Here is a 24,869-nt window from a genome sequence, read left to right as displayed (position 1 = left end):
GGTGAGCTCTACCTTTCAGGATTGGCTTGTGACCTCGAGGTCGACAAAAACGCGACGTCCTCCCAAAAGCTTCACTTTTGGTCGTGCGATGTGTCGCTGACGAAGTTTTCCTTGTCCTGTCGCATTGTCGACACTAGTACGTCCTGTACGTCGGGGCTAGGCGCTGAAACTAGACAATAGCAGGTGAAAGGCTGTCGACTTTGTCGGCAGCCTTTGCTATGTTTATTTTTTTGATAAATAGATATTTTTCACCATACCATTCTCATCAGACAAAACCTCTACAACATATTTATCTGCATTGTAGACTGCGCGAATCTCCTTATCCGCATTGATCCCCTCTTGCTCCGGATCTCCAAGTAATTTCTTAATCTCTTCTAAAGTTGTTTTCACACGCTCGCCGGGAATGGAGACGGCTGTTACCGAACCAGTTGCACTATCATAAAAATAGGTAATTTCCGGGTACATCAAATAGGGTGTACCTTCCATAATCCCTTCCTCCATAAAATTAGGCTCGGATTTCTTGATGTTAGCAATATTCGTTCCGATTGGATACGGACTTCCTAAAGGGATTCCTTGCTTCGCCTTTTCAACCATATCATGGCTAAGCTCTATGTTATGGAAGGGATAGTATAACTCTCTCTTCTCACTCCATCGTTTATACCATTGCTCGCTTAAATTCTTTGACTTTTCATCAAATGCAGATTCATCTTTTTTGCTAATTTCCAATGTTTCTTCATTAAACTCCCATGTCACAAACTTCCAAACGTTATTTTCCTGTAAATGAGCAGTTTGCAAATATTTTTGATTAATCGTCTTTATTTCCGTTCCCGTAATTTCATCAAGTCCTTCTTCAGGAGCAACCTTCACAATCTCTCCATCTTTTACGGCATATAAATATGGATTAAAAGTACGTTGTTCACTTGGATGAAGTGCAATAAAGACCGCAGTTTTCCCTAACTTTATAGAATAGGCCTGGTTTAAAGATGGATTAAATTTGAAAGGGGCCCCATTGCCTAGGGCTATCTGTTTATATGCTACTGATGAATCTTTGTCTGCCAGATAAAAGAAATACATTCCGGTGAATAGTTGATTTTTCCCGCCTGAACCGTTCTCCTCTTTTATTACATTGTGCTCATCCTCAGCATAAAGAAACACCGAATAATCGTTTGACCCTTCTGTCGCTTCAAACTGGTAAAGCGCTTTTTCCTTTAACCAAGCTATGTCCTTTGTCTTCATCTTATCAACAGATGTTTGTACAGCTGAAGATTTAATTTGTGTATTCCCTGTAGTATTTATAGCATTTGTTTCATTCGAGCATGCTGCTAATAGTCCTGATAACATCAAGAAAGAAAGTATATATAGATAATTTTTCATTAAAATCTCCCTGTAAATAAAAGCAAAATTTGTATAAACAAGTGTTATTTTTTCATTACAAAAATGACAAACTCTTTTTGTATGTTAAAAGTGTAACAAATCGCTCGCCATTCTACAAATCTCCCAATATACCCATTTTTCGAAAAACTCCCCTCATCGGCTAACCCCACCTATCCTCTGTCTTAGGATAAAAATAATGCTTTCATAACTGGTGATTTGCCTAACGAGCATAGTATAATTAACGTTAATTTTGTAAGAGAAAGGTGTTTTTCAAGCTATGCTGAATGAATTTAAGAAATTCGCATTAAAAGGGAATGTGTTAGATCTTGCAGTCGGGGTCATAATCGGGGCTGCTTTCGGAAAAATTGTTTCCTCCCTCGTGGAAGATATTATTATGCCGCTAGTAGGGCTGCTTGTGGGTGGGGTTGATTTGACAAAGCAGCTTGTTATTACAGTTGGAACGGCTGAAGTAAGGGTTGGGGCTTTTACTCAGACTATTTTAGATTTCCTTATTATTGCGTTTTCGATTTTTATTTTCGTCAGAATCATCAACAAACGATTTAAAAAGCAGGAGGAATCGAAGCCGGCAGTCGATAAGAAGGAAGTTCTTCTAACGGAAATTAGGGATTTATTAAAAGAAAAATAATTTTTTTTGAAACCCTTATAAAGGACAAACGTATAATTATTAAGAAAAAATTTATGGGGTGAAGCATCATGTATATGCAACAAACAGCAAACCATAGTCATCTTCCTGCTGTCTTAAGAACATTTGCGATTTCATTAGGAATTGCCTTTATTGGCACAATGGCGGGAGTTTTTGTACCACCGGCTATGTTTTTGCCGCTCATTATTCTTGAAATAGGAATGCTCCTTTTTGCATTTATAATACGCCGAAAAAAGGCTATGTCTTATTCGTTCCTATTCGCCTTTACATTTATTTCGGGAATGACAACCTACCCGATTATTTCTCACTATCTTGCAACAATCGGCCCGAACCCGGTTTTGCTTGCATTAGCGACAACAACTACCGTTTTTACAGGCTTAGCGATTTATGCTTCAACAACAAAGCGTGATCTGACCTTCCTGGGCGGTATGCTGATGGCTGCTTTGTTTGCATTGATCGCCATTTCGATCTTTAATATTTTTTGGCCGCTTAGCTCAACAGGAATGCTTGCTTTCTCATTCATTGGTGTGCTTGTATTTAGCGGATATGTTCTTTTTGACTTTAATCGTATGAAAAGATACGGTGTAACGGCAGAGGAAGTTCCATTAATGGCTCTTAACTTATATCTTGATTTTATTAACTTATTCATTAATATACTGCGTATTTTCGGTATTCTTGGAAGCAGAGACTAAATTCTTATACTGGCTGTGTTTGTACTAAATTAATCAATATAAACACATAGAAAAATAGAGTGGAAGTTATGATCCACTCTATTTTATCGTTTTTTAAAAATTTTAACATTTGAAAGATTGTTTGAATCCGTGAAAATAATATCCTTTTTCTTAGTGATTTCTTCCAGCCTTCTTACCGCTTGCTCAAATTCTAAATTGCTCATTTGTTTGGTTGCTAGTAATGAACAAAGTATTGCAAACCCTATAGCAGTCGTATCAACATGAACATCTACCTGCAAATCCACATCTGAGTTTCCACTTTGTCCAATCGAATTTTTACTCTCGTTGTTTATTTTAATTGTATTTTGTTCTTTTGATCGTGCTTCAGCACTATTCCTATTTTCTTCAATGTTATTTATCTCTATGTCATTTTCTTCGTTTGAATTCATGAAACGGGAAATATATTTATTTGCTGGCCTTCTTGAACTCATACCATCACCTATCCTAATAAAGGCGGGACTTAATAATCCCACCTTTTATATTAGAAATCAAAATCAGCATCTATATCAGTATTTTGATTTTGGTCGTTATCCTGCTCCTGATCTGATCTTACACGTGCATTACTTTTGCTGTTTAATCTAATGTCGACTCTAGAGTTACCAGAATTATGGATTGTACTTCGAGCCACATTTGTGTTTTTATCCGTATTTTTAACATTAGCATCTGCTTCAGACTCTGATCTATTACGTAATTCGGTTTCGAAATCAGAATCCACATCTAGATCTACATCTGTGTTTGTATTGTTTCTGCGGTTTCCTCCCGCGCTCACAAAGTTATCATTGTCAAAATGGGATTTCCGTCTCCTTCTCCTCATATTAACTCCCACCTTTCTGATCTTATTAAATTTTTATGGTAGGCGTGTAAAAATACCCCTTTCATACACGCCTAACTATCTGAGTACAGACAAAAAGATTTTTAGCAGTAAAATAATAATTTTCACTGCTAAAAAAGCAATTTATACTGTTAATAAACTATTGAGTGGAGTTAGAATTATTTATACATTAATCATCTATATCTACATTAATATCTTGGTCTTGATCATTTTCCTGTTCTTGTTCTGACCGAACACGAGCGTTGCTTCTGCTATTCAGTGTAATGTCAACTCTCGAATTTCCTGAATTTGTGATTAAGCTTCGAGCAATATTCGTATTTTTATCAGTGTTACGAACATCTGCTTCAGCTTCAGAATTTGACCTATTTCTTAACCTATTATCAATATCTGTGTCAAAGTCTACATCCACATCAACATTTGTGTTTCGACGATTCCCTCTGTTTGAACTCCTAAAAAAATCTTGGTTTCCATTATCATCAAAAGATCTAGTCATTCTACCTTCATCTCCCTTCGGTGTACTTAATAAACAATATATTCGTGTACAACTATCATGAATAGACTAATCACCAAGGTTTTTTACCCATTTATTCATAAAAATATCTCCCACAGGAAAAACCTATGAGAGATAATTATTAAAAATTTTTTTTAAGTTTAATAATGATAAATTTTTGAGTAAATCCATGATTTTATTTAATTTCCAAAAACTTGTGATTAGTAATTCATGTACTCCTCTTTTAAAATACTATAATAAGTTAAATCAATGGCCTTTCCGTCTTTAACAACATGATTCCGGAAAACTCCCTCGTGCTTCATTCCGCATTTTTCCATAATTCTCCACGAACCAGGATTGCTTTTAAATGCAGCTGCATAAATACGATTCAGGTTTAATATTTCAAAACCGTATTTAATGACCAGTCTCGCTGCTTCCGTTCCATACCCTTTCCCCCAAAATGGCTTGCCAACCCAATAGCCAAGCTCTCCGCGGCGATGCTCCATTACTTGACCAATACTAATGAGGCCTATAAAACCATGATCCTTCTTGCTGATAATGGCAAAAGTGACCGCTTCCCCCTTTTGTTCTGCCTCTAGAACCTTGGCAATAAAATCCCTTGCAGAGCCCTTCGGATACGGATGCGGTATATATAAAGTCGTTTTCGCTATCTCGTAATCACTTGCATACTCTTCAATCTTTTCCGCATCTTCCAGTGTTAAAGAGCGTAAAATGATTCGTTTTCCGTCTAAAAGCTCCATACTCGTACACACCTTTATTTAAGAGTTTCTTAACGACTATTATTCTACTGTTACAGCCAGTTCCTTTATTAACAGGGATGGCGAACCGATATAACCTGGAGCGACAAAAGAGAATGAAAAGTCAAGATCAGATCCAATTTGCTCAATACTGTTTAATAGCTCATAGAAATTCCCGGCGATTGTCATCTGTTTGACAGCAAACTGAATTTCGCCATCCTTTACATAATACCCTTTGGCAGCTAAAGAAAAATCACCTGAAACCGAGTCTGCACCAGAATGCAGCCCTTCCAAATCCGTTATGATGATGCCTTCCTTTAACGATGAAGTTAGCTCATCTAAACTTTTATGGCCAGGGGTAATATAGAAATTCGTTGGGGAAATAGCTAAAGATCCTTTATAGGAAGATTTATAGGCATTCCCCGTTGACTCGACATTTGCTTTCTCTGCTGTTTTCCGATTGTGAAGAAGTGTAACAAGTCTTCCATCTTTGACAATATCCTTTTTAGCTGTTGCCATTCCTTCACTGTCGAAGGTTTTGCTGAATAACCCATTTTCAAGAAATGGATTATCTACAATTTGTAATGTAGGAACAGCAATGACCTCTCCAACCTTTTCTTTTAAAAGAGACTGGCCCTTTTGTGCATTTTCGGCAGAAAAAATCGGCGAAAAGGTTTGCAGGAGACTTCCTGCTGCGGTATTTCGTAATATTACCGGATAGCGTTTACTAACTGCCGTTTGCGCATTTAACTGTGAAAGAGCCTCTTCAACAGCATACTTGGAAATTTCTTCAGGAACTAAAGAGGAGAAATCCCTTGTCACGTTTATATATAAACCTGTTTTAATTTCATCCCCCTGCTTCACAACAACAGAAATAAACAGACCAATATGGTTAAGCCTTTCCTTCAGTTCTAGACCCTTGCTATTTATGATGGTTCTCTCTGAATCTGCACTTTCCAGCATAAAATAATTCGTCCCTGTTACTCTTTCATCATAGGCATAGATATGCTTTTCGATTGTCTTTAGTAGTTCTACTTTTTCTGGAATAGTTACTTTCTCCAGTTCATTTGAATAAAAACTTCCTTCATAGTAAGAGTCACTTCCAGCAAACATCTCTTCCTTTGTTTCTTCCTCAGAAATTAGGGCATTTTCCTTGGCGCTTTCTACTAAAAATAATAAGGATTCCTCATCAAGCTTTTCGGTGAACGCGCTGCCTGTTTTCCCATCAATTATACCCCGAAACGAGAAGCCAGCTATCTCAGAGCTTTCATAGGAATCCAGCTCGCCTTTAAACAAACTGCAACTAAATTTCTCCTCTTTTTCATAATAAAGCTCCATATCAGAAAAACCATGCTGCTCACCGAGTGAAAAAAGCTTTTGCTTAAAATCCTGGATCATCATCCTTACTCAGCCTCCTTACTGCCGCCAACCGTCATTTCACTTACCCGAACCATTGGCTGGCCAACATTCACTGGGATGCTTCCGCTTAAAGAGCCGCACATTCCCTCGCCATGAGCTAAATTATTGCCGACCATGTCGACAAGCTTTAATGTTTCCGCACCGTTTCCAATTAATGTAGCCCCTTTTAGCGGTTTGCCTAGCTTACCATCTTTCACCATATATGCTTCCATTACCGCAAAATTATAGTCCCCGGTTGCTGGATTAACGGAACCGCCCCCCATATATTTAGCATAAATTCCATTCTCCGTATTAGCGATAATCTCTTCTGGAGTGGATTTGCCTTCCGCTATATAAGTATTCGTCATTCTGGAAGTCGGAGCAAAGCGGTAGGATTGTCTTCTGCCAGAACCCGTTGATGGCATGCCCATTCTTCGGCTATTAAATTTATCAATCAAGTAACCTTTTAATATCCCATTTTCAATGAGGACATTTTTTCGCACTTTTTCACCTTCATCATCGATTGTTATCGATCCCCACTCGTTCTCTAGTGTGCCGTCATCAATATATGTAACGACATCTGAAGCAACTTTTTCGCCTATCCGATTCGCAAAAACAGAGTTATTCTTCGCAACAGATGTAGCCTCAAGTCCATGTCCGCAAGCTTCATGAAAAATAACCCCGCCAAATTCATTATCAATAATGACCGGGAACTTCCCACTTGGACATGGTTCGGCACCTAGCATTGTCACAGCGATCCGAGAGGCTTCCCTCGCATAATGCTCAAGATTTAGATTTTCAAAAAACTCAAATCCCTTGTGAGCACCCGGACCGTAGAAGCCAGGCTGAATTTGGCTACCGTCAGAGGCAATGGATTGGATCGCCAATCTGCTCCTCACTCTCTTATCCTCAACCAATTTCCCTTCACTATTTGCAATCAGTACATTTTGCTCTTCGTCTATATAACGAATTAATACCTGCTGAATACTAGAGTGATAGTTTTTTGCTATTTCATAAGCCTTTTTCATCACATCCGCTTTGCGGAATTTTTCGGTATCTTTCGGATTTATTTCAATTGGATGTCCGCACTTAATAATCTCTTTAACAAGAGACTGTGGCTGGATAATCTCATTTCCAGTAATAGCATGGGCTGCATTTCTAGCTGCTTTTAACAATCCTTCCTTTGATGCATCGGTTGTATACGTATAGACACTTTGTAAACCTTTAAAAACCCGGATTCCAATCCCAAAATCCCTGCCTGACAAACTATTTTCAATTTTGCCGCTCTGAAGGGTCAGGTTATTCGTATATCGGTCCTCGACAAACACTTCAGAGAAATCACCGCCGGTTGCAAGCGCAGCGGCAAGGACATCCTCAATGACAGATGTTGAAAGCATGAAACTCCCCCTTTTGATCAGACTATTCAAAACCATCAAACAATAATATTATATTAGTTTTTTCCTATTTTTACTACTATTGTGGGTTTCGATATCTTCGTGGTCTGCTTTGATTTGTTTGACAATATCCTCCCAGACCGTTTCATCATCTGCCAAGAAATGTCCCGCTTCAGGCACAAAGTGAGAAACAGCTTCAGGTATCGCTTGCGACACTTTCTTTATCTCATCAAAAGGAGCCATCCGGTCACCCTCCCCGTGCCAAATATGAACCGGGATTTGTATATCACTTAATTGAAATCCCCATGGCCTTGACAGCAATTTGACTTCATCAACTGCCCCGTCTGTTCTTACTTGAAGAGCCCCCATTAAGTGTGCCATCATATCCTTAATCTGATCATCCGTTTGAATGAATTGGCGGTCCCATTCGTTTAAATGTTTATTTCCTTTTTTCATTGAAATCATAAATTTTTCCGGTTTCTGCCCCATCATCTTCTTTTGCATTTTATAAGAATAGTTGACTAGCCAAGGTACATGTTTACTTAAGATAAACGCAATTCGATTCTCCTTCACCATACTTTTTGGCGGTTTTCCATTGTCAAAAGGAGCTACACTTGAAATCATGGAAACATGATTTAATCGTTCAGGTATTTGGTATGCACAAGCGGCCGCAAAAGCTCCTCCACCTGACACACCTAAAACTGAAAAACGATCAAGACCAAGTTCATCCGCTAATTCCCCGACATCAAATGCCCAGTCAAGGAGGCTCCGATTTTTCTTCGGATCGGATGTTCCAAAGCCAGGTCTGTCTGTTGCGATGAGTCTCAGCCCGGATTTTGTTATCTCACTATCATCTCTAAACCATATTTTGGACCCGGGAGTTCCATGAAAAGCCATCACTGGAATTCCTTCCGCTTTACCGTATTCGATATAACCTAATTTGCGCCCATCTATTAACCGAAATACTCTCTCTTCCATTTTCCTATCCCCTTTATCGTTGTTACCTTCATTGTAAAAGATCACGTAACGAGGGGTTCAAGTGGGATTTTTAAATTTTTTTCAAAAAAATAGAAGCTGTCTAAGCAGCTCCAATTTATAAAACCCCTGAAAACAGTCTTGCAAATGACTCCTTCGATCTTTCAACAAAACCTCTTTTGAAATATTGAACAGGACTGATTTTTTCGCTATATTCCATATCTTCTTCGTAATGGGCTACGAGTTCCCGGATGGAGCTTGTGCCATACAGGAATACATTGACTTCAAAATTCAAGTGAAAACTGCGCATGTCCATATTAGCCGTTCCAAGCGAAGCAAGATTGCCATCAATAATAATAATTTTCTGGTGCAAAAATCCTTTCTTATAAGAATATATTTCTGCCCCAAAACGAAGCAGCTCAGGGAAATAGGATCTGCTAGCATATTGGGTTAGGAAACCATCATTAATTTCCGGAACCATGATTCGAACCTCTATTCCTTTTCCAGCAGCAACTCTTAATGCAGTCCGAATGGCTTCATCAGGTACAAAATAGGGGCTCGCTATCCAGATCGACTTAGTAGCTGAGGAAATCATGGAAAAATAAAAATCACTCATAAGCCCCTGCTGAGTGTCTGGACCACTCGCTACAATTTGTACCGCACCATCTAGGACATCTTCTTCTATTTTTGATTTATATGACGTATATTTCCCAAGAAGCTTTTCCCCACTGACATATTCCCAATCAAGTAAAAAGACGGTATGAAGGGAATACACAGCCTCCCCTTTAAGCAGCATATGAGTATCACGCCAAAATCCGATCGTTTTATCCTCACCAAGATACTCTACACCAACATTCAAACCGCCTACAAAGCCAACCTTTCCATCGATCACAATGATCTTACGATGATTGCGAAAATTAATCTTTTGATTAAAAAAGCCGTACTTTAATGGGGAAAATGACTTTACTTTTATCCCGGCCTTCTGCATAGCCTGTATATCTTCAGCATCCATTTTTCTGCTCCCGACTGCATCGACCATAAACAAAACCTCTACGTTTTTTCGCGCCTTTTCAATAAGGATTTGAATAATTTCCTTACCAAGACGGTCGGATCGGTATATATAGTATTCCATATGAATAAAAACTTCCGCTTCACTCAATTTTTCCTTAATTTCGGAAAATGTTTCTTTACCATCTTTTAATATCATTGCTCGTGAAGCTGTACTTATCGGAGTAGGAGAAGCATTGCTTGCATACTTTAAAAAAGAATGCTGAGTGTCCTGTAAAAATGAAAAATCAGGGGAAGATTCCTGCTGCAAAAGCTTCTTCCATTCATCTCGATCCCTTTTTCGCTTACTTTTAAAAAGATATCCTTTTAAATAAAGCTGTCCGGAAAATAAATAAAATAGATATCCTAAAACAGGGAAAAAAATTAAAACGTATACCCATAAAAGGGTATGCTGAGGAGATCGATTCTCTAGCATTAAGGAAAATATACTAATCGCGAGCGCTGAAAAATATAACAGTGAAATCACGGCTTTGACTTCCAAGCCGTAATGGCCGAAAAGGATCATATATAGGGAAAGTATTAAAACAAAAGCAATTAAAAACTCCAACCGGCGCTTTCTCATCTCATCGTTCTCCATGACTCATAAGTAGTAAAAACTGTATGCCTATTATTTCCTATATACCCAAAATTAAATATAAAAAAACTTGGGATTAATGTACACTAAATAGAATTAGAGTCCACGAGGTGAAGTTATGAATATTAGACTTTTAAATCCTGATGATGCTGTTGCTTATCGTGATTTACGATTAATTGCATTAAAAAATCATCCAGCAGCATTTGCATCAAGCTATGAGGAAGAAAAAGACCGCTCTTCTGATGATTATGGAGAACGATTTCAATCAGGTGATGCCTTTACCTTCGGCGCATTTGAAGGCGATGCTTTAATCGGTTCAGTGACATTGTTTATAGAGTCCAAATTGAAGTTAAAGCATCGAGCAAATATTTTTGCTATGTACGTTTCACCTGAAAAGCGTAAAATGGGCATTGGAAAACAATTAATATCTGCGGCAATAGAAAAGGCGAAAGAATTAAACCAGATCGAACAAATTTATTTAACGGTTGAGGCGACAAATGAACCTGCAAAAAAACTATACCATTCTTTTGGTTTCGAAACATTTGGAAGGGATAAAAAAGCGTTAAAAATCGGAAATGTGTATTTCGATGAGGAGCATATGGTGTTGTATTTATGATAGTTATTAATAAAAAAATTTGGTGATGTTCTTTAAGTGCATATCCAATGAATGATTTGCATCAAATGGAGATTCTAGTTTCCGTTATTCGTGAATTCTCACTGGAACGGGAACCAGATGCTGTGACTGATGACCACTTGTTCCTTATAATGGCAGCTGCCCATCTTCTCATTTATATTTCTTCACGATTTCCTGCAGTTTTAAAGCCAATCCAAGACTTCCTTCGATCTTTAGGCCTCCCGTCATAAAGGCAACTGCCGTGTTTAAATCATCCTTTAAAAGCTTAGAAAAGTTTTTATCGCTCATACTCAGTGTCACCTCAGGCTCCTGAGGGGCGCCATCAACGATCTCTACCTTCCCGCCCATTAAAATAATCTGTACTGTTCCGCTTTCATCAAGATTAACTTGAAAAACCCGGTCCTTCTCATTTTCAATATGTATTGGATTTGCATTCATTTTTTCGGCTAGTTGAAATAGCTCTGTTTTAACTGACAAACTTTTTCACCTCTTATGGTTAACCTTTCTTAATATAATTCTATCTAACTTGCTTATTTCCTTCTACAAAATGAATAATCATTCACTTTTTTCAAAAAAGGCCTCTCAAACAAACAACGCCCCACAAATGGAGGCGCTGCGTATTTCATATTATTTTTTCTTTCCTTTTTCATTTATTCCAATCGCTGCGCCGTTCCTGCTGGAATCAGCAACACCTTTGAACGTACCATTTTTATGATCAATATAGATGCTTTGGACATTTCCGATCGTGACAGGCTCAGAACTAAATTTATGTCCCATACTATTTATGCGATTTAGGATATCCGCAGAAATCCCAGATTCATAACGATATGAATTCAGGTTATTTGTGTAAATTCTTGGCTCCTCCACTGCTGCCTTTAGCTCCATATCATACTCAATGGCATGAAGAATTGTTTGAAGCACAGAGGTAATAATGGTCGGACCACCTGGAGAACCAACTGTTAGCACTGGCTTTCCATCTTTAAATACTATCGTAGGAGTCATGCTGCTTAATGGACGCTTATTAGGCTGCACTTCATTGGCACCGCCAGGAATGGCATCAAAGTCTGTTAGTTCATTATTTAAAAGAATCCCATAACCCGGAACCATAATCCCAGTTCCAAACAGCTGCTCAATGGTCGTAGTATAGGTGACAACATTCCCCCATTTATCTGTTACGGAGAAATGAGTCGTCTCTCCATATTTACGATCATTTGGCTGCTTTTTCAGCTTATAATTTGCTGCAGTTGTCTCGTATTTCCATGGGTTTCCTGCCGCTGGATTTTGGTTTACCTGATTAAGGTTAATAAGCTTCTGACGCTCCTTAATATATTCCGGATGCAGGAGCCCCTTTAATGGTACATTTACGAATTCAGGATCTCCAGCGTATGCAGCTCGATCAGCATAAGCGAGATGCATCGTTTCCGCAAGCAAGTGGTATTTCTGCCATGACTTCACATCATATTGGGAAAGTTTAAAGCCATCCAAAATTTTTAACATTTGCAGCAGGAACACTCCACCTGAGCTTGGCGGAGGCATACTCGCAATTTGATACCCTTGATAGTCTCCCCATATTGGTTTGTCGATGGTTACCTTGTATTTATTTAAATCTTCTGATGTCATAGAGCCGCCAAAATCTTGTACTGTTTTAGCTATTGCCTGAGCAACAGGACCTTTATAATAACCATCTGCGCCCTTTGAACGAATTAGCTTAAAGGTTTGGGCTAAATCCTTTTGAACAAGGATTTCTCCTTCACTCAATGGTTTTCCATTTGGAAGGAATACACCTTTTGCAGCTGTTTTTGCGAGCATTTCCTTATTATCCTGAATGGCATCAGCTAGAACGGAATCAATTGGGAAGCCCTTAACTGCTAGCATAATTGCAGGATTAATAAGCTGCGGCAATGGGCGAGTTCCCCATATCTCCAATGCTTTTTCTAATCCCTTTAAAGTACCCGGAACTCCAACAGCTGTGCCTCCCGTGGAACGTTCAGCAAAGGGAATAGGGTTGCCGTTTTTATCTAGGAACATATTAGGCTTTGCACCTTGTGGAGCTCTTTCCCTGCTATTAATAATCGTTGTTTCCTTCGTTTTGCCATCGTACACCATCATGAAACCACCGCCGCCAATACCCGACATCATGGGCTCAACAACATTTAAAGCAAATTGGATGGCCACAGCAGCATCAATGGCATTTCCCCCTTTTTTTAGGATCTCTGCACCAATTTCTGATGCTAGAGGATGAGCAGTAGTCACCATTCCATCCTTTCCTGACGCTACCTGACTATATGTACCATAGTCGACCTTTTTCGCCTTCGCCTGAACATTAAAAGGCAGTGTTCCAATGATTAATAGAACACTGAATAAAAAGACGAAACCTGTTTTCAAAATTCTCCCCATCATACTCCCCATCATACTCCCCCTCACCAAGACTTGTTCATATCTACTTTATGGAGAAAAGGCAGGAATATGAAGAAATACATGATCCTATTAAATTTTTGAATATATATTCCTATATGAAGGAGTAAGAAAGACTTANNTTAGTTAAAAAAATAACGTGAATTTCAATGTTTCCTATTAAATTAAAAGTTGGAAATATATTGTTTTTCTACCATTTCAAAATGGGAGGTTTTTACCTCTCTATTCTTCCAATTTCTTAACCAATCAATCACTTTATCTTTTAATTCGTTGTCTACAGGTTGTTTAATGGATTTCTTATTATTATTCATAATCTTGCTCATACTGTATTCAACATCGGTTTTACGGAGCATATGAGTCATGTCTTGAATAATATGTGTTTCGCATTCTCCTTGAACGAGTGCTTTAATTTTTTCTAAATCGCCTACCTTCACATTGACATCCTTTGATCCGGTAATGGCAAGGACAGGACAGGTTACCTTTTGTAACGGTTTGGATACATCAAATTGTACTGTCTCACGATTCCATTTAGCGTTCACTTTTTTTCCTTTATACTTTATGACCGGTTCATCCGAGGCTTGAAGGACTTTTACTAAGTCATCATTCATTTTATTAATTTTCTCATCTACTTTTAGTAATCTAGTTAGCCAACCTTGAAATCCTTTTAAAGATCGAATATCATTCATGATTTCCTGCCTCTGCCATGCCATCGTTTCTGCCAAAGGTTCAGCTGTGCCGGCAAGCAGGATCATTCCGTCTGCTGGTACCCTTTCATTCACAAATGGTGCGATTATAGTCCCTTCACTATGACCGAGTAAAATCACTTTATCGGCGTCAATTTTTGGATGACCTTTAGCAAATTCCATCACAGCCTGTGCGTCATCAATTAAATCGTACACGCCTGTTTCATAATAGTCACCTTTACTCGCGCCAACTCCTCTTTTATCATAACGAATACTTGCAAACCCTTCAGATGAAGCTACATCACTTAATTCTTTAAAAATATTCATAGGCATTCCCTCAGCATTCGAATCGCGATCGATGGGGCCGCTTCCGTATACCATAACAATTAAAGGGTATTTTTCAAGATTTCCTTCGGGAATGGTTAATGTCGCTGCTAACGGATACTGTCCTTTAATCATTACTTCAAACTCGTTACTCATCATTTTCATCCGCCCTTTTTTATTAATTTCGTATTTACCTTTTATTAAGACGTCTGAGGAAAAAAATCGCTCAAATATTTTTTCCACCAAACAAACTTTACATTGATAATATGGTGAAAGTAATCAAAATAATGAGCAGCAAAAACGTGCATACTTATATATAAAACAAATTGTATTAACATTTTAAAAAGATAAACTTAAAACAGTATCAAAATTTTGTTGTTATGATTAATCTTGTATATATCAGATCAGATTTATAGGAGGACAATATGGAAGCGTCAAAAAAATGTAAAGATTCATATGTAGTCAAAACTAGTATCGTTTTGCCGCCTGATACAAATGCTTACGGGACGTTATTTGGTGGAAAATTAATGGCGTACATTGACGATGCAGCCGCGATTTCAGGTATGCGGCATGCAAGAAGAAATGTCGTAACAGCCTCAACGGATTCAGTTGATTTCCTGCACCCCATTCATCAAGGGGATGCGGTTTGCTTAGAAGCCTTTGTAACATATACAGGAAGATCCTCTATGGAAGTATTTGTAAAAGTTATAGCGGAAGATTTATTAACAGGGGAAAGCAATGTTTGTGCCATGTCTTTCTTAACCATGGTGGCAGTTGATAAAAACGGAAAGCCTACACCTGTTCCTGCAGTCATGCCCGAATCAGATGAGGAAAAAAGCTTATTTGAATCAGCAAAAGAACGTGCAGAAATTCGAAAGAAGCGAAAACAAGATAGTGTGGAGAGGGTAAAGTCATACAAGATTGACCTTCCGTAAAGAAGCCATTTAGGCAATTTTTTTAGAGCAGCCACAACTAGGCTGCTCTTGCTTTTTCATCTAAATCTGACTGGAGATAGTAGTACACTAACACCAATTTTCTTGCAAATGGTCAGGTAATGCATAAGAAATAACAGAACAGCCCCTGCATTCATCCCAATGATTATGCCATCCATCTGGAAGCTGTGCATGGAACCGAGTACGTACATCACTGAAAAGGATACAATCGTTGACCAAACAAAATGGTAAAAAGCCTCTTTCATAAGTCCCAGGCCTATTAGGAAAGCCTGCATGGGGATGATGAAATAATGCAGCAGGAAAAACGGCCATAGCATTTGTAAATAAATAGCAGCATCAGAGGAATGGAAAAAGTTTAGTGTAATCGGTTCAGCGAAAAAGTAGAAGAAAATAACAGCTGGGATCCCGTAAAGAAATGTGATTATACATACTTGTTGCAAAAGACTTTGGAGCTTGTCAGTATTTTTTTCAGCATAAGCTTCAGAAACGGTTGGAATGAGCATTATGAGGAAGGAATGAGCAATAAATGCCGGAAAAAAGCCTACCGTCATCGCGATTCCAGCCAGCATACCAAAATGCTCAGTTGCTACAATCCCGCTCACTCCGGCTTGTAGTAAAGCTGCCTTAATGAGGAAGGGCTCTACCGCATGTGTCAAGGCATGGAATACTCTCAATGCGGTTGTCGGAATGGAAACTGCCATCAAGCTTCTCCATACTGTCCCCCCGCTCATTCTTTCAATTGGCTCCCTTTTCACGTGCTGAAATTGCAGGATAAACATATGAAGCAAGTAAAAGAAAACAACAATCTCGCTCCCTATGAAAGTACAAAAGGCAATTAAAACAGCCGTTTCTGTATCAAATTGAAATATTTGATACAGGAAGACGAGTAATATCAGCTGTATAAGCTTTCTCATAAAATTATAAGTGGCAATTTTCCCCATTTGCTGCTTTCCCATAAAAAAACCTCTTGTAATGGAAGAGAAAGAAACAATCGGGATAAAGGCAATGACAGCCCATCTAAGATAAGGATGATACTGATCAAAAACAGAGATAAACGGGATAATGATAATAGCCAACGGTAATAAAATAGCTGTGAAGATAACGGTTAATTTAATGACATGGTTGAGCATGCTATAATGGTATTTCTTGTCTTTTTCGGCAATAAACTTCGAAATGGAGATGGGAAGTTCAAAGCTCGCCAGCAAGACAATCAAGAAAATCGTTGGAAGAATGGACATATACATGCCGAGTCCTCTCTCCCCAAGTTCACGTGCCAATACCATATTCACTAGAAATTCGATGCATTCTCCCGCAAATGCGGCAACAGCTAACAATAATGTTCCTTTAAAAAATTTATTCATTTTGCCTCTCCTTATACATCCGCCAAGTATCACTGGCTGTATTGCCAGAATCGTATTGTATAAGATATGAGACAAGTCTTTGGAATATTATTTATGTTGTTTGTAAAGGTGAATTGTTTTTTTGAGAATCGATTTTGAGTGGAATGTTTTTTAGTGAAGATGCGGGGAAAAACTTACATTGAGGTTACCTATGTTAGCGTTTTTAACTAAAGAACGGAAAAACACTTACATTGAATGCAAAAAGAAGAAGGCCTGCAAAATCTCCGGCCTTCTTCTCTCATCCATCCTTATTTCTCAAGCATCAATTTTAAAATAAGCTCATCTGTTTGACGGGTACCTTCATTTCCTAGCTTGCAAAAGCTTTCGATGCTTTTCTCAACGTCATCGTGGATAAAGCCGTCAGTAGATTGAATTTCTTGGTGATTGAGTGCTAATAATGCTGATTGGACAGCTACATTTGAGCAGGTAGATACCTTCATTGCACACCCCGCCTTTGCCCCATCGCATATCATCCCAGACACATTTCCGATTGTATTTTGTACCGCTGCTTTTATTTGCTGTAGATTGCCATCCAGCAGGTAAACAATAGCGGAGCTTGCACCCATTCCCGCAGCTGTTACACCGCATAAGGCAGACAGCCGGCCAAATTTTGACTTAATATGGATCGTGATCAGGTGACTTAAAGCAACAGCCCGAATCATTTTATCCTCCGACACGTGCAGTTTTTCGGCTACGGCCACGACAGGAAGAGTAACAGCAATCCCTTGGTTCCCGCTGCCCGTATTGGCCATAACCGGAAGTGTCGAACCTGCCATGCGCGCATCTGAGCCAGCAGCGGCAAGTGACATCGCGGCAGTTGCTAAATCATCGGATAGGAACCCTTTTTTCACATTCTCTTTAATGGTTTTTCCGACATTTAAACCGTAATCTCCAGATAAACCTTCCATCCCGATAACCCGGTTTAATTCTATACTCCGTTTTACTAATGATAAATCCTTTACATCAGCCTGGAGTACCCAATGATAAATTTCATCAATGGTTAAACTTTCTAACTCCTCCTCTTCGGTTTGAATGCCAATATTCTCGCAGCCGCCAAGGAACTCAGGCTTGCCATCCACTTCAATCAACGTAATATTGCTATGATTATCCGAAATCACTACTTTTGAAATTTGTTTTTCTGTTTGAACCGTTACTTCAATATAAAGTCTTTTTGGTGATTCAGCCTGCCCTACTTTCACTTTCCCCTCTTTAATCAGCTGTAAGGCTGAGAGCTCATCAACATTTGTTAATCCCTCTAACAATTCCAATTTTTTCTCATGGTTTCCTGCAACCGCTCCGAGTGCTGCTGAGAAGTCCAGCCCTTTTCCAGACATCCCAGGTATTCCAACAGACTTTGCATTTTTGATAATATTCCCGCTTGCCTTTACGCAAATTTCTTGGATCGTTCCTTCAACATAGCTTTTCGCTGTTGCTGCAGCCAGTGCAATAGCAACTGGTTCTGTACATCCTAGTGCTACAACAAGTTCCTTTTCTAAAATTGCTAATATTTTATGTTTGTCCATTTTTTCGCCACCTGTCTAAAATCTTAATTAAATTTTAACATAACATTTGTTTTTATGTTTCACACGTTATTAACATTACATGGAAAACGAAATTGTGTAACAATTTCACTCATAACTACTAATTTTTAGGAAAATAATAGTAAAAGAATAAGCTAAATTCACTTTTAATGAGGGACATTGTATTGAGTCTGTTACATTTAACCATTGACCTAGTTGTTGGTTCCTTTCTTTTGTTTATCATCGCCAAAATTGTCGGGAGAAAGATTATTAAACAAATTTCTCCTTTTACATTTATATCTTCGATTGTTTTAAGCGAAATGCTTGGGAATGCTATGTATGATGCGAACTTGAAGACATTGGTTTTAAGGAGGACTGGTTAAAAATGCAGCTATCCTCTCAAGGCGTAACTGATTATAAAAATATTTTTCTAGCTGAATGGCTTGAAGGTGACGGACTTTTCATACAATCCATGAATCCGCCAAAACTGTCCACCCAACAAACTCAATAATGAAAACTGTCCTTTTTAGATGCCTAGCACTCCAGGAGTCGAAGCCACAACAATAAAAAAAGACCTTCTCGAAAAATAAACTTTGAGTTGGTCTTTTCATAGTTATTCTGTAAGTGAATGCTTAAAGGCATAGATTACAGCCTGAGTCCGGTCCTGAACGTGGAGCTTGCTGAGAATGTTGCTGACGTGAGTTTTGACTGTTTTTAAGGCGATAAACAGTTCATCAGCGATTTCCTGATTGGTCTTTCCTTCCGTCATAAGCAAAAGAATTTCCATTTCTCTACTGGTCAATTCTTCATGAGGAAGCTGTTGGTTCCTCTGCCTCATTTTCACCATCATTTTTCCCGTTACTTCCGGTTCTAAGACAGATTGCCCCTGATAAGTGGATCTGACTGCTTCAGCAATTTCGCTCGCTTTTGAAGTTTTCAGCATATAGCTTGTTGCCCCCGCTTCCAGAGCAGGATAAACCTTCTCATCATCCAAGAAGCTTGTCACAATAATAATTTTCGCGTCTGGCCATTGTTCAATAATATTTCTTGTTGCTTCAATTCCGTCCATTTCCTTCATGACCAAATCCATTAATATAATATCCGGACGTAAATCTAATGCCATATCAATGGCTGTTCTTCCATTGTCAGCCTCACCAACCACTTCAATATCGGGCTGTGCAGACAAATATGAGGAAACTCCAATTCTCACCATTTCATGATCATCAACAAATAAAACTCTAATCATTGGCCTCACCCTCTTGCTTCATAATAGGAATTTTCACTTCAAGTCGTGTACCGCTATTTTTCAAACTAATGATTTTGAGCGTTCCTCCAACCTCAACCGCTCGTTCATGCATATTCTGCAGACCATAGGAACCAGCTTTTGCTTCCTCAACGTCAAAACCAATCCCATCATCTACCACTCTTAAAATAACAAACTCATCCCTTTGAATTAGCAAAACTTCGAGCTTCGATGATTTCGAATGGCGGAGGGTGTTAGAAACCGATTCTTGAAGAATGCGAAATAAATGATCCTCTATACCTTTATCAAGAGGGAAGTCCTCGACTTTCCATTTAATATCCATCGTTACTTTTTGTGATAATTCGATGAGTAATTCCTTTATTCCTTCTTGAAGGGACTTTCCTTTTAAAGCAGCAGGTCTTAAATGAAGCAAAAGGGCCCTCATTTCGAGTTGTGACTGGTGAATCATTTCCTCCACCATTTTTAATTGCTTCGTTTCCCTTTCATTTGTCTGAGGCTTTGCCTCATTGATAGCTGACATTAGCATAGAAGCCGCGAATAACTGCTGACTGACAGAATCATGAAGCTCCCTTGCCAAACGATTTCGCTCCTGAGAGATCACTTCCTGCACGCGGCTCTCCATATCCTCCGCTTTTTCTGTTGCCAGCTTTTGTGAGAGTTTCGCCTGTTCGGCAATTTGCTTCTGAATTTTGCCTACTCTGTTTACAATAGAGTGCAAATCAGGAGGGGCATTCATTTCTTTCGTTTCTATTTGCCGCCCTTCCTCAATATGATAGAGCCAGCTATCGACTGTTTGAATTTGCTTCTTCCAATTGAATCCTGAAATTAAGCCGAACAAAATACCAATAAAAATACTGACACTCGGAACAAAAATAACATATGGAATATCCATAACATTTGTATCCCATAGCTCTTTCCAATCAATCAGCGGAAAACGAAATAGAAAAGAAAGAATAAAGAAGCTGCAGATGAGAATGGACACAGCTACTCCTATAACGACTTGACGCTGAACAATACTCATACGCGCTTCACCTCTAAGTCACCTACGGGGATCGAGGTAAAAATTTTGACACGTTGTTCAGCTTGATCATACCCTGAAGTTTGAACCTTCAATGTCTGATTAAAAACCTTTGGTTCCTGAGCTCCAAAGATTTCAACCGAACCAGCTAATACAGAGTGATTTACACTTATTTCTATATCATAAGGAACAAGGACTTGAATGTTCCCAATTAAGTTTCTTATATAGATAACCGTTTCCCCTTTTGGGAGAACAGTGTAGCTTAAATCAATAACGGTATCCCCGATTCCTGTCTGAATATTAATATCGCTCCATTCATAGACGTGATCGGGAGTCTTTTGCTGTCCGAATAATTGATTGCCGAAAAGCGGCTTATGCCGAATGAGCGTTTCATTCTCCAAATTCAAACTTGGTTCCTTCAAATCAGGCTTAATATGTGCTGGATTTTTCTTAGCCTGAACGAATTGGATTAAGAAATGGATTAAAATCGCCAACAGAAAAAATTTAAAAGTAATCATACTAAAAATACTAATAATCAAAAAGATAATTCCAAGCCAAAACAGGAGTTTTCCGGATTTACGTGGCATCCATTTCCTCCCGATATAAATCATGCCCACTTCCACAAGGAGGGAGAAAATCAATCCCGAATTAAAAAATGTAAATTCCAAAAAGAGAACAACTGCCCCCAACAATAATATCCAGCTTATATATTCACTCTTAACTCTATTTATCATGGGACTCCTCCCTCCTAATTAAATAAGCACTAGCGCAATGATGATGGATGGTTCTAAAATGTTCACTATGAAACTTCCAAAAAGGCGCAGATTTCCACGCCTTTTTAGAATACCATGTTTCCCTTATGAAATAGAATGGGTTTCTTCTTTTTTCATATCTTTTTCTATTTGTGCAATGCGTGCGTCAATCGTACTGCGATAATAGGAGCTGTTTACTTGATTTTCTAAACGATCTAAATACGACTCAATTTCTTGAAAACGGGAAGTTGACTTATTAGATGAAATGTCCTGATCCAGCACCTGATTCATTTTCACTTGAGCCCTCGTCATATTTTCACGGCCCATGAGCTCCATGCGGCGAATATGCATATCTTTCAGCTTATGCTTCATTTCTTCATATTTTCTTTCTAATTCAGCAAGCTGCTGGTTTGATTGGTTCAGTGCATCCTTAAGGCGTGCCGCACGTTCCTCATACTGTGCATGCTCCGCGGAAGCAAATAAGTAAAGTTCATTTTCTCCAGCCTGTGAAGCAATTTCAGCCTGACGTTTTCTTTTTGTTGCCAAGTCCTCTGCTTGACGATATTCCCTGCTGAACTCTTCCTTCAATGCATATTGGCGTTCTAGCAGCTTGCGGACTTTTTCCGTTTCCTTTTCACTATCACGTAAATATTGATTTAAGAGCGTAATCGGATTTTTCTTTTCCTTTTGATCTAGTGCCTCATTGATATCTGCTAAAACAGTGTTTTTTATACGAGTAAATAGATTTGTCATTTGTCTCTCTCCTTAAGATTATTAGTCTTTCTTTAATTCTGACCATTGCTTTTCAAAATTTGTGAATGGGTCGTTGTCTTCTACAATGACTGACTTTTTCTCATTCCATTTTTTATACACAACGTACAAGACATAAGCAGCTGCAATACCAAGGATTGCTGGTATATTGGAGGCAGTGGCCATCAGAGCAATAAAGCCGATGATCCCCCAGCCAATTTTCATTAATGTTGAATCTGTTTTCAGAAATTGTTTAAACACGAAGTACAGAATAACGATGCTGATTCCTAGCGCCACCAATGGTCCCAGATTTGACAATAATACAAATGCAGCAATTCCTCCTGCTAATAGTAAACCGAATTTTTTCATTTTCGTTTCCTCCTTTCTTGATATCATCTTACCTTTATTTCATTCTTCTCATAACGAGCCTGAGCTTTATTTTCAACTAGGTCCAGAGACCGAGCATATGAACGGCCTAAAGGTAGATCGTTGAAAACTAACAGTAAAAGACGACCAATTTTACCTAGCAGGACTTTAAATAATAACAAGGAACCTTACATGAATTCTCAGCACTAAACCATACTAGAATTAGGAGGTGTGCCATAACATGAACCTAGCTTGGCTCTGCGGAATTTTACTATTTATCCAGCCTGCTCAACCGCCTGATAGCTTAACAATTGAAAGCGAGGGAGAATCAGTCCTTACGGTTAACCGAATAGATTACACAACCCCTTTTCCAGATATTCCTTTAATCGATATAGAAAAACTAAATGATCTTCTTGTAGAGGTAGATAAACAAACATATCAAGCACCAAAAAATGCTTATATTAGCCAATCAGGAAATGTAGTAGCTGAAGAAATTGGCAGGAGATTACACCGAAGAGCCTTTACAGATCTGTTTTATACATATTTTTACAATACGAATACTTCTAAAATAGAAGTGCCAATACTTCCGATTCATCCACGAGTGGATCGGGATTTATTGTTGCATATTCATGTTAAGCGGATTGGAAGATATGTGACTTTTTTTAATCAAGGCAATAAAGCACGCTCTCATAATATTGCTCTTGCGGCAGAAGCCATTAATAATCAAGTTGTTTTTCCTGGTGAGACTTTTTCCTTTAATCGTGTTGTGGGAAAGCGAACGAAGAATAGGGGCTATATGCGTGCGCCTGTTATTGTTCGAGGAGAGTTAGCTGAGGATATTGGCGGGGGAATCTGCCAAGTCTCATCCACCCTTTATAACTCGGCTGACCGGGCTGGCTTAAAAATCATCGAACGCTATTCCCATTCCAAAAGCGTTCCGTATGTACCAAATGGAAGGGATGCTGCGGTCAGCTGGTATGGACCAGACTTCAGCTTTAAAAACGAATATAGCTTACCATTATTAATACGGGCGCGAGCTGCCGGAGGACAAATTGCGATCCACATTTATTCATCTGATGAAATCGAATATGAGCCCCGAATCGTTCCGGGTGCTTCGAAAACTCTGCCTGAAGAAATCCCAAGCACCGGAGAAGAAAGTTGAATATTGTAACAGGAGAGTTTTATTGGGGATGAGAAAAACCGGGCAAAAACTGCCCGGTCCTTTTTTCTAGTGAATATCCGAAATCTTTTCTTTAAACCTCTGTCATCATTCTTTTTTCTCGGAGAAACGTTGTTGCAGTATCTATTAATAAATTTGTATTCATTATGACAGAATCAAAATCAACCCATTCTACTGGTTCATGGAGCCCGAATCCAGAAGCACCAATATTAACAGTGGGAATACCCGCCTGTTGGAATATAGCTGCATCTGTCCAAAATCCCCATCCTACACTTTCAGGCTCCCTTCCTACTAATAATCTGTAGGATTCAGTTAATTTTTGAACAATCAATTCACTGGAATTACATGAAAAAGGATTCCGTTGAAAATACCAATCAATATGAGAACCTTCAGCTACATTCTGTACCACTTTTTCAATCTCTGTTTTTATATTAGATATGTTTTCTGAAGGTAGAGTGCGCCTTTCAATATGAATTTGACATTCTGGTGCATAAGTAGAAATCCCAACACCTCCACTAATTTGACTTACATGCATGGATGCGGGGCCAACGAGATCTTCCCTTCTGTTCCTTAATACATTTTTATCTAAATCATCTAGTCCAACGATGACCTTGCCCATCCTTGAAATGGCACTGTCTCCCAGATCCCATCTGCTGCCATGAGCGCTACGACCCCATGTAGTTACTTTTCCCCACAAGAATCCCCTGTGGGCAATGACCATTTTCAAATCGCTTGGCTCAGTTAGGATACAAGCATCTGCTTTATGATGAAGCACAAAGTGATCCGCTCCGATACTTGAGTATTCCTCATCACAAACAAGGGCCAATATTACTTTCCCCTTAATGGAACCTGAGGCCGCTAATGAAGCTGCAGTACTCATTATGGCAGCTATACCGGCCTTCATATCACAGCTACCTCTTCCATAAACTCTGCTTCCCTCTACTTTTGGATCAAATGGGGCAATTTCCATCCCTTTCGTTCCAACCGTATCCAAGTGTGCACATAAGCAAAGGGTCGGACCGTCCCCGTCTCCAACTTCGGCAAACACATTAGGTCGACCAGGTTCAACAAACTCTAGCCTTGCATCAACCTTATGTTTTTTGAGCCAATTTACCGCAAATTCGGCTATTTGTACTTCATTGTATCCCTCTTCCGATGCAAGAGTAGGGTTAACTGATGGGATTCTTATTAGATCCCTAAGTAACTCTAGAACTTCTGATTTTGATATAGTTAACAAAGATTATCACTCCAACTTGTATATATTTGCTTTGTATCTTTTCCTATCATTTCTTTTTCCATCTCTAGATGATTTACAATATAAGTATATTTTTATATTAATTTTAGAATTATTC

Annotated in this window: 27 protein-coding genes; 7 read left to right on the top strand and 20 right to left on the bottom strand. The window is 38.8% G+C overall.

Going from position 1 to position 24,869, the window contains the following annotated elements:
• Window positions 1–222 precede the first annotated feature (222 nt).
• Window positions 223–1,374 carry a hypothetical protein gene (locus V7149_RS16850; protein ID WP_335346768.1) on the bottom strand — a complete coding sequence of 384 codons (1,152 nt, stop codon included), beginning with the start codon at window positions 1,372–1,374 and terminating at the stop codon, window positions 223–225.
• A 277-nt stretch (window positions 1,375–1,651) separates the two neighbouring features.
• Between V7149_RS16850 and mscL the strand changes: the two genes are divergently transcribed.
• A complete protein-coding gene (mscL, locus tag V7149_RS16845) occupies window positions 1,652–2,020 on the top strand; it encodes a large-conductance mechanosensitive channel protein MscL (RefSeq protein ID WP_335346767.1) in 369 nt (122 codons plus the stop codon).
• A 68-nt stretch (window positions 2,021–2,088) separates the two neighbouring features.
• Window positions 2,089–2,730, top strand: a complete 642-nt coding sequence (locus V7149_RS16840) for a Bax inhibitor-1/YccA family protein (RefSeq protein WP_335346766.1) — start codon at window positions 2,089–2,091, stop codon at window positions 2,728–2,730.
• Between the two features lie 83 nt (window positions 2,731–2,813).
• Here V7149_RS16840 and V7149_RS16835 read toward each other — a convergent pair whose 3' ends face one another.
• From V7149_RS16835 to cls, 8 genes are all read right to left on the bottom strand, one after another.
• Window positions 2,814–3,200: a hypothetical protein gene (locus tag V7149_RS16835; protein WP_335346765.1), complete on the bottom strand. Its 387-nt coding sequence runs from the start codon at window positions 3,198–3,200 to the stop codon at window positions 2,814–2,816.
• 50 nt (window positions 3,201–3,250) lie between these two features.
• Window positions 3,251–3,583, bottom strand: a complete 333-nt coding sequence (locus tag V7149_RS16830) for a hypothetical protein (RefSeq protein WP_335346764.1) — start codon at window positions 3,581–3,583, stop codon at window positions 3,251–3,253.
• Between the two features lie 187 nt (window positions 3,584–3,770).
• Entirely contained in the window at window positions 3,771–4,094 is a 324-nt protein-coding gene (locus tag V7149_RS16825; RefSeq protein ID WP_335346763.1) for a hypothetical protein, read from the bottom strand.
• 218 nt (window positions 4,095–4,312) lie between these two features.
• On the bottom strand, window positions 4,313–4,852 hold the full coding sequence (locus V7149_RS16820; RefSeq protein ID WP_335346762.1) for a GNAT family N-acetyltransferase: 540 nt from the start codon (window positions 4,850–4,852) through the stop codon (window positions 4,313–4,315).
• Between the two features lie 39 nt (window positions 4,853–4,891).
• Window positions 4,892–6,250 carry a TldD/PmbA family protein gene (locus V7149_RS16815; protein WP_335346761.1) on the bottom strand — a complete coding sequence of 453 codons (1,359 nt, stop codon included), beginning with the start codon at window positions 6,248–6,250 and terminating at the stop codon, window positions 4,892–4,894.
• Window positions 6,251–6,252: 2 nt separating this feature from the next.
• Window positions 6,253–7,644, bottom strand: a complete 1,392-nt coding sequence (locus V7149_RS16810) for a TldD/PmbA family protein (RefSeq protein WP_335346760.1) — start codon at window positions 7,642–7,644, stop codon at window positions 6,253–6,255.
• Between the two features lie 48 nt (window positions 7,645–7,692).
• Window positions 7,693–8,619, bottom strand: a complete 927-nt coding sequence (locus V7149_RS16805; protein WP_335346759.1) for an alpha/beta fold hydrolase — start codon at window positions 8,617–8,619, stop codon at window positions 7,693–7,695.
• A 115-nt stretch (window positions 8,620–8,734) separates the two neighbouring features.
• Window positions 8,735–10,246, bottom strand: a complete 1,512-nt coding sequence (gene cls, locus V7149_RS16800) for a cardiolipin synthase (protein WP_335346758.1) — start codon at window positions 10,244–10,246, stop codon at window positions 8,735–8,737.
• A 130-nt stretch (window positions 10,247–10,376) separates the two neighbouring features.
• On the opposite strand from cls, the gene V7149_RS16795 reads away from it, so the two are divergent.
• Window positions 10,377–10,874, top strand: a complete 498-nt coding sequence (locus V7149_RS16795) for a GNAT family N-acetyltransferase (RefSeq protein ID WP_335346757.1) — start codon at window positions 10,377–10,379, stop codon at window positions 10,872–10,874.
• Between the two features lie 168 nt (window positions 10,875–11,042).
• Here V7149_RS16795 and V7149_RS16790 read toward each other — a convergent pair whose 3' ends face one another.
• From V7149_RS16790 to V7149_RS16780, 3 genes are all read right to left on the bottom strand, one after another.
• Window positions 11,043–11,369, bottom strand: coding sequence for an SCP2 sterol-binding domain-containing protein (locus tag V7149_RS16790; protein ID WP_335346756.1), 327 nt, complete (start codon window positions 11,367–11,369; stop codon window positions 11,043–11,045).
• 150 nt (window positions 11,370–11,519) lie between these two features.
• On the bottom strand, window positions 11,520–13,289 hold the full coding sequence (gene ggt, locus V7149_RS16785; RefSeq protein ID WP_335346769.1) for a gamma-glutamyltransferase: 1,770 nt from the start codon (window positions 13,287–13,289) through the stop codon (window positions 11,520–11,522).
• Between the two features lie 182 nt (window positions 13,290–13,471).
• Window positions 13,472–14,473, bottom strand: a complete 1,002-nt coding sequence (locus V7149_RS16780; protein ID WP_335346755.1) for an alpha/beta hydrolase family protein — start codon at window positions 14,471–14,473, stop codon at window positions 13,472–13,474.
• Between the two features lie 266 nt (window positions 14,474–14,739).
• Here V7149_RS16780 and V7149_RS16775 point away from each other — a divergent pair, with 266 nt between their 5' ends.
• Window positions 14,740–15,249 (top strand): acyl-CoA thioesterase, encoded by a 510-nt coding sequence (locus tag V7149_RS16775; protein ID WP_335346754.1) that lies wholly within the window; start codon window positions 14,740–14,742, stop codon window positions 15,247–15,249.
• A gap of 56 nt (window positions 15,250–15,305) precedes the next feature.
• Here V7149_RS16775 and V7149_RS16770 read toward each other — a convergent pair whose 3' ends face one another.
• A complete protein-coding gene (locus tag V7149_RS16770; protein ID WP_335346753.1) occupies window positions 15,306–16,628 on the bottom strand; it encodes a polysaccharide biosynthesis protein in 1,323 nt (440 codons plus the stop codon).
• A 287-nt stretch (window positions 16,629–16,915) separates the two neighbouring features.
• Window positions 16,916–18,190 (bottom strand): L-cysteine desulfidase family protein, encoded by a 1,275-nt coding sequence (locus V7149_RS16765; RefSeq protein ID WP_335346752.1) that lies wholly within the window; start codon window positions 18,188–18,190, stop codon window positions 16,916–16,918.
• A 182-nt stretch (window positions 18,191–18,372) separates the two neighbouring features.
• Between V7149_RS16765 and V7149_RS16760 the strand changes: the two genes are divergently transcribed.
• On the top strand, window positions 18,373–18,570 hold the full coding sequence (locus V7149_RS16760; protein WP_335346751.1) for a hypothetical protein: 198 nt from the start codon (window positions 18,373–18,375) through the stop codon (window positions 18,568–18,570).
• Window positions 18,571–18,572: 2 nt separating this feature from the next.
• Complete coding sequence (locus V7149_RS16755) at window positions 18,573–18,698, top strand: hypothetical protein (RefSeq protein ID WP_335346750.1); 126 nt, start codon at window positions 18,573–18,575, stop codon at window positions 18,696–18,698.
• A 102-nt stretch (window positions 18,699–18,800) separates the two neighbouring features.
• Here V7149_RS16755 and V7149_RS16750 read toward each other — a convergent pair whose 3' ends face one another.
• The 5 genes from V7149_RS16750 to V7149_RS16730 form a co-directional block, all read right to left on the bottom strand.
• The gene (locus tag V7149_RS16750) at window positions 18,801–19,433 is read right to left on the bottom strand and encodes a response regulator transcription factor (protein WP_335346749.1); all 633 of its coding nucleotides are present in this window, start codon (window positions 19,431–19,433) and stop codon (window positions 18,801–18,803) included.
• Complete coding sequence (locus V7149_RS16745) at window positions 19,426–20,472, bottom strand: sensor histidine kinase (protein ID WP_335346748.1); 1,047 nt, start codon at window positions 20,470–20,472, stop codon at window positions 19,426–19,428. The genes V7149_RS16750 and V7149_RS16745 overlap by 8 nt, the downstream gene beginning before the upstream one ends.
• Window positions 20,469–21,203 carry a cell wall-active antibiotics response protein LiaF gene (gene liaF, locus V7149_RS16740; RefSeq protein WP_335346747.1) on the bottom strand — a complete coding sequence of 245 codons (735 nt, stop codon included), beginning with the start codon at window positions 21,201–21,203 and terminating at the stop codon, window positions 20,469–20,471. The genes V7149_RS16745 and liaF overlap by 4 nt, the downstream gene beginning before the upstream one ends.
• A gap of 123 nt (window positions 21,204–21,326) precedes the next feature.
• Entirely contained in the window at window positions 21,327–21,974 is a 648-nt protein-coding gene (locus V7149_RS16735) for a PspA/IM30 family protein (protein ID WP_335346746.1), read from the bottom strand.
• Window positions 21,975–21,995: 21 nt separating this feature from the next.
• A complete protein-coding gene (locus V7149_RS16730; protein WP_335346745.1) occupies window positions 21,996–22,340 on the bottom strand; it encodes a flagellar basal body rod protein in 345 nt (114 codons plus the stop codon).
• A 238-nt stretch (window positions 22,341–22,578) separates the two neighbouring features.
• Between V7149_RS16730 and V7149_RS16725 the strand changes: the two genes are divergently transcribed.
• On the top strand, window positions 22,579–23,499 hold the full coding sequence (locus tag V7149_RS16725; protein WP_335346744.1) for a VanW family protein: 921 nt from the start codon (window positions 22,579–22,581) through the stop codon (window positions 23,497–23,499).
• A 91-nt stretch (window positions 23,500–23,590) separates the two neighbouring features.
• Here the strand turns inward: V7149_RS16725 and V7149_RS16720 are convergent, their stop codons facing one another.
• Window positions 23,591–24,754 (bottom strand): M20 family metallopeptidase, encoded by a 1,164-nt coding sequence (locus tag V7149_RS16720; RefSeq protein ID WP_335346743.1) that lies wholly within the window; start codon window positions 24,752–24,754, stop codon window positions 23,591–23,593.
• Window positions 24,755–24,869: the final 115 nt, after the last annotated feature.

The sequence above is a fragment of the Bacillus sp. JJ1503 genome (assembly GCF_036965125.1).
Classification (GTDB): domain Bacteria; phylum Bacillota; class Bacilli; order Bacillales; family Cytobacillaceae; genus Cytobacillus.
The sequence above is the reverse complement of the archived record's forward strand: the minus strand, read 5'-3'. Positions and strand labels throughout refer to the sequence as shown.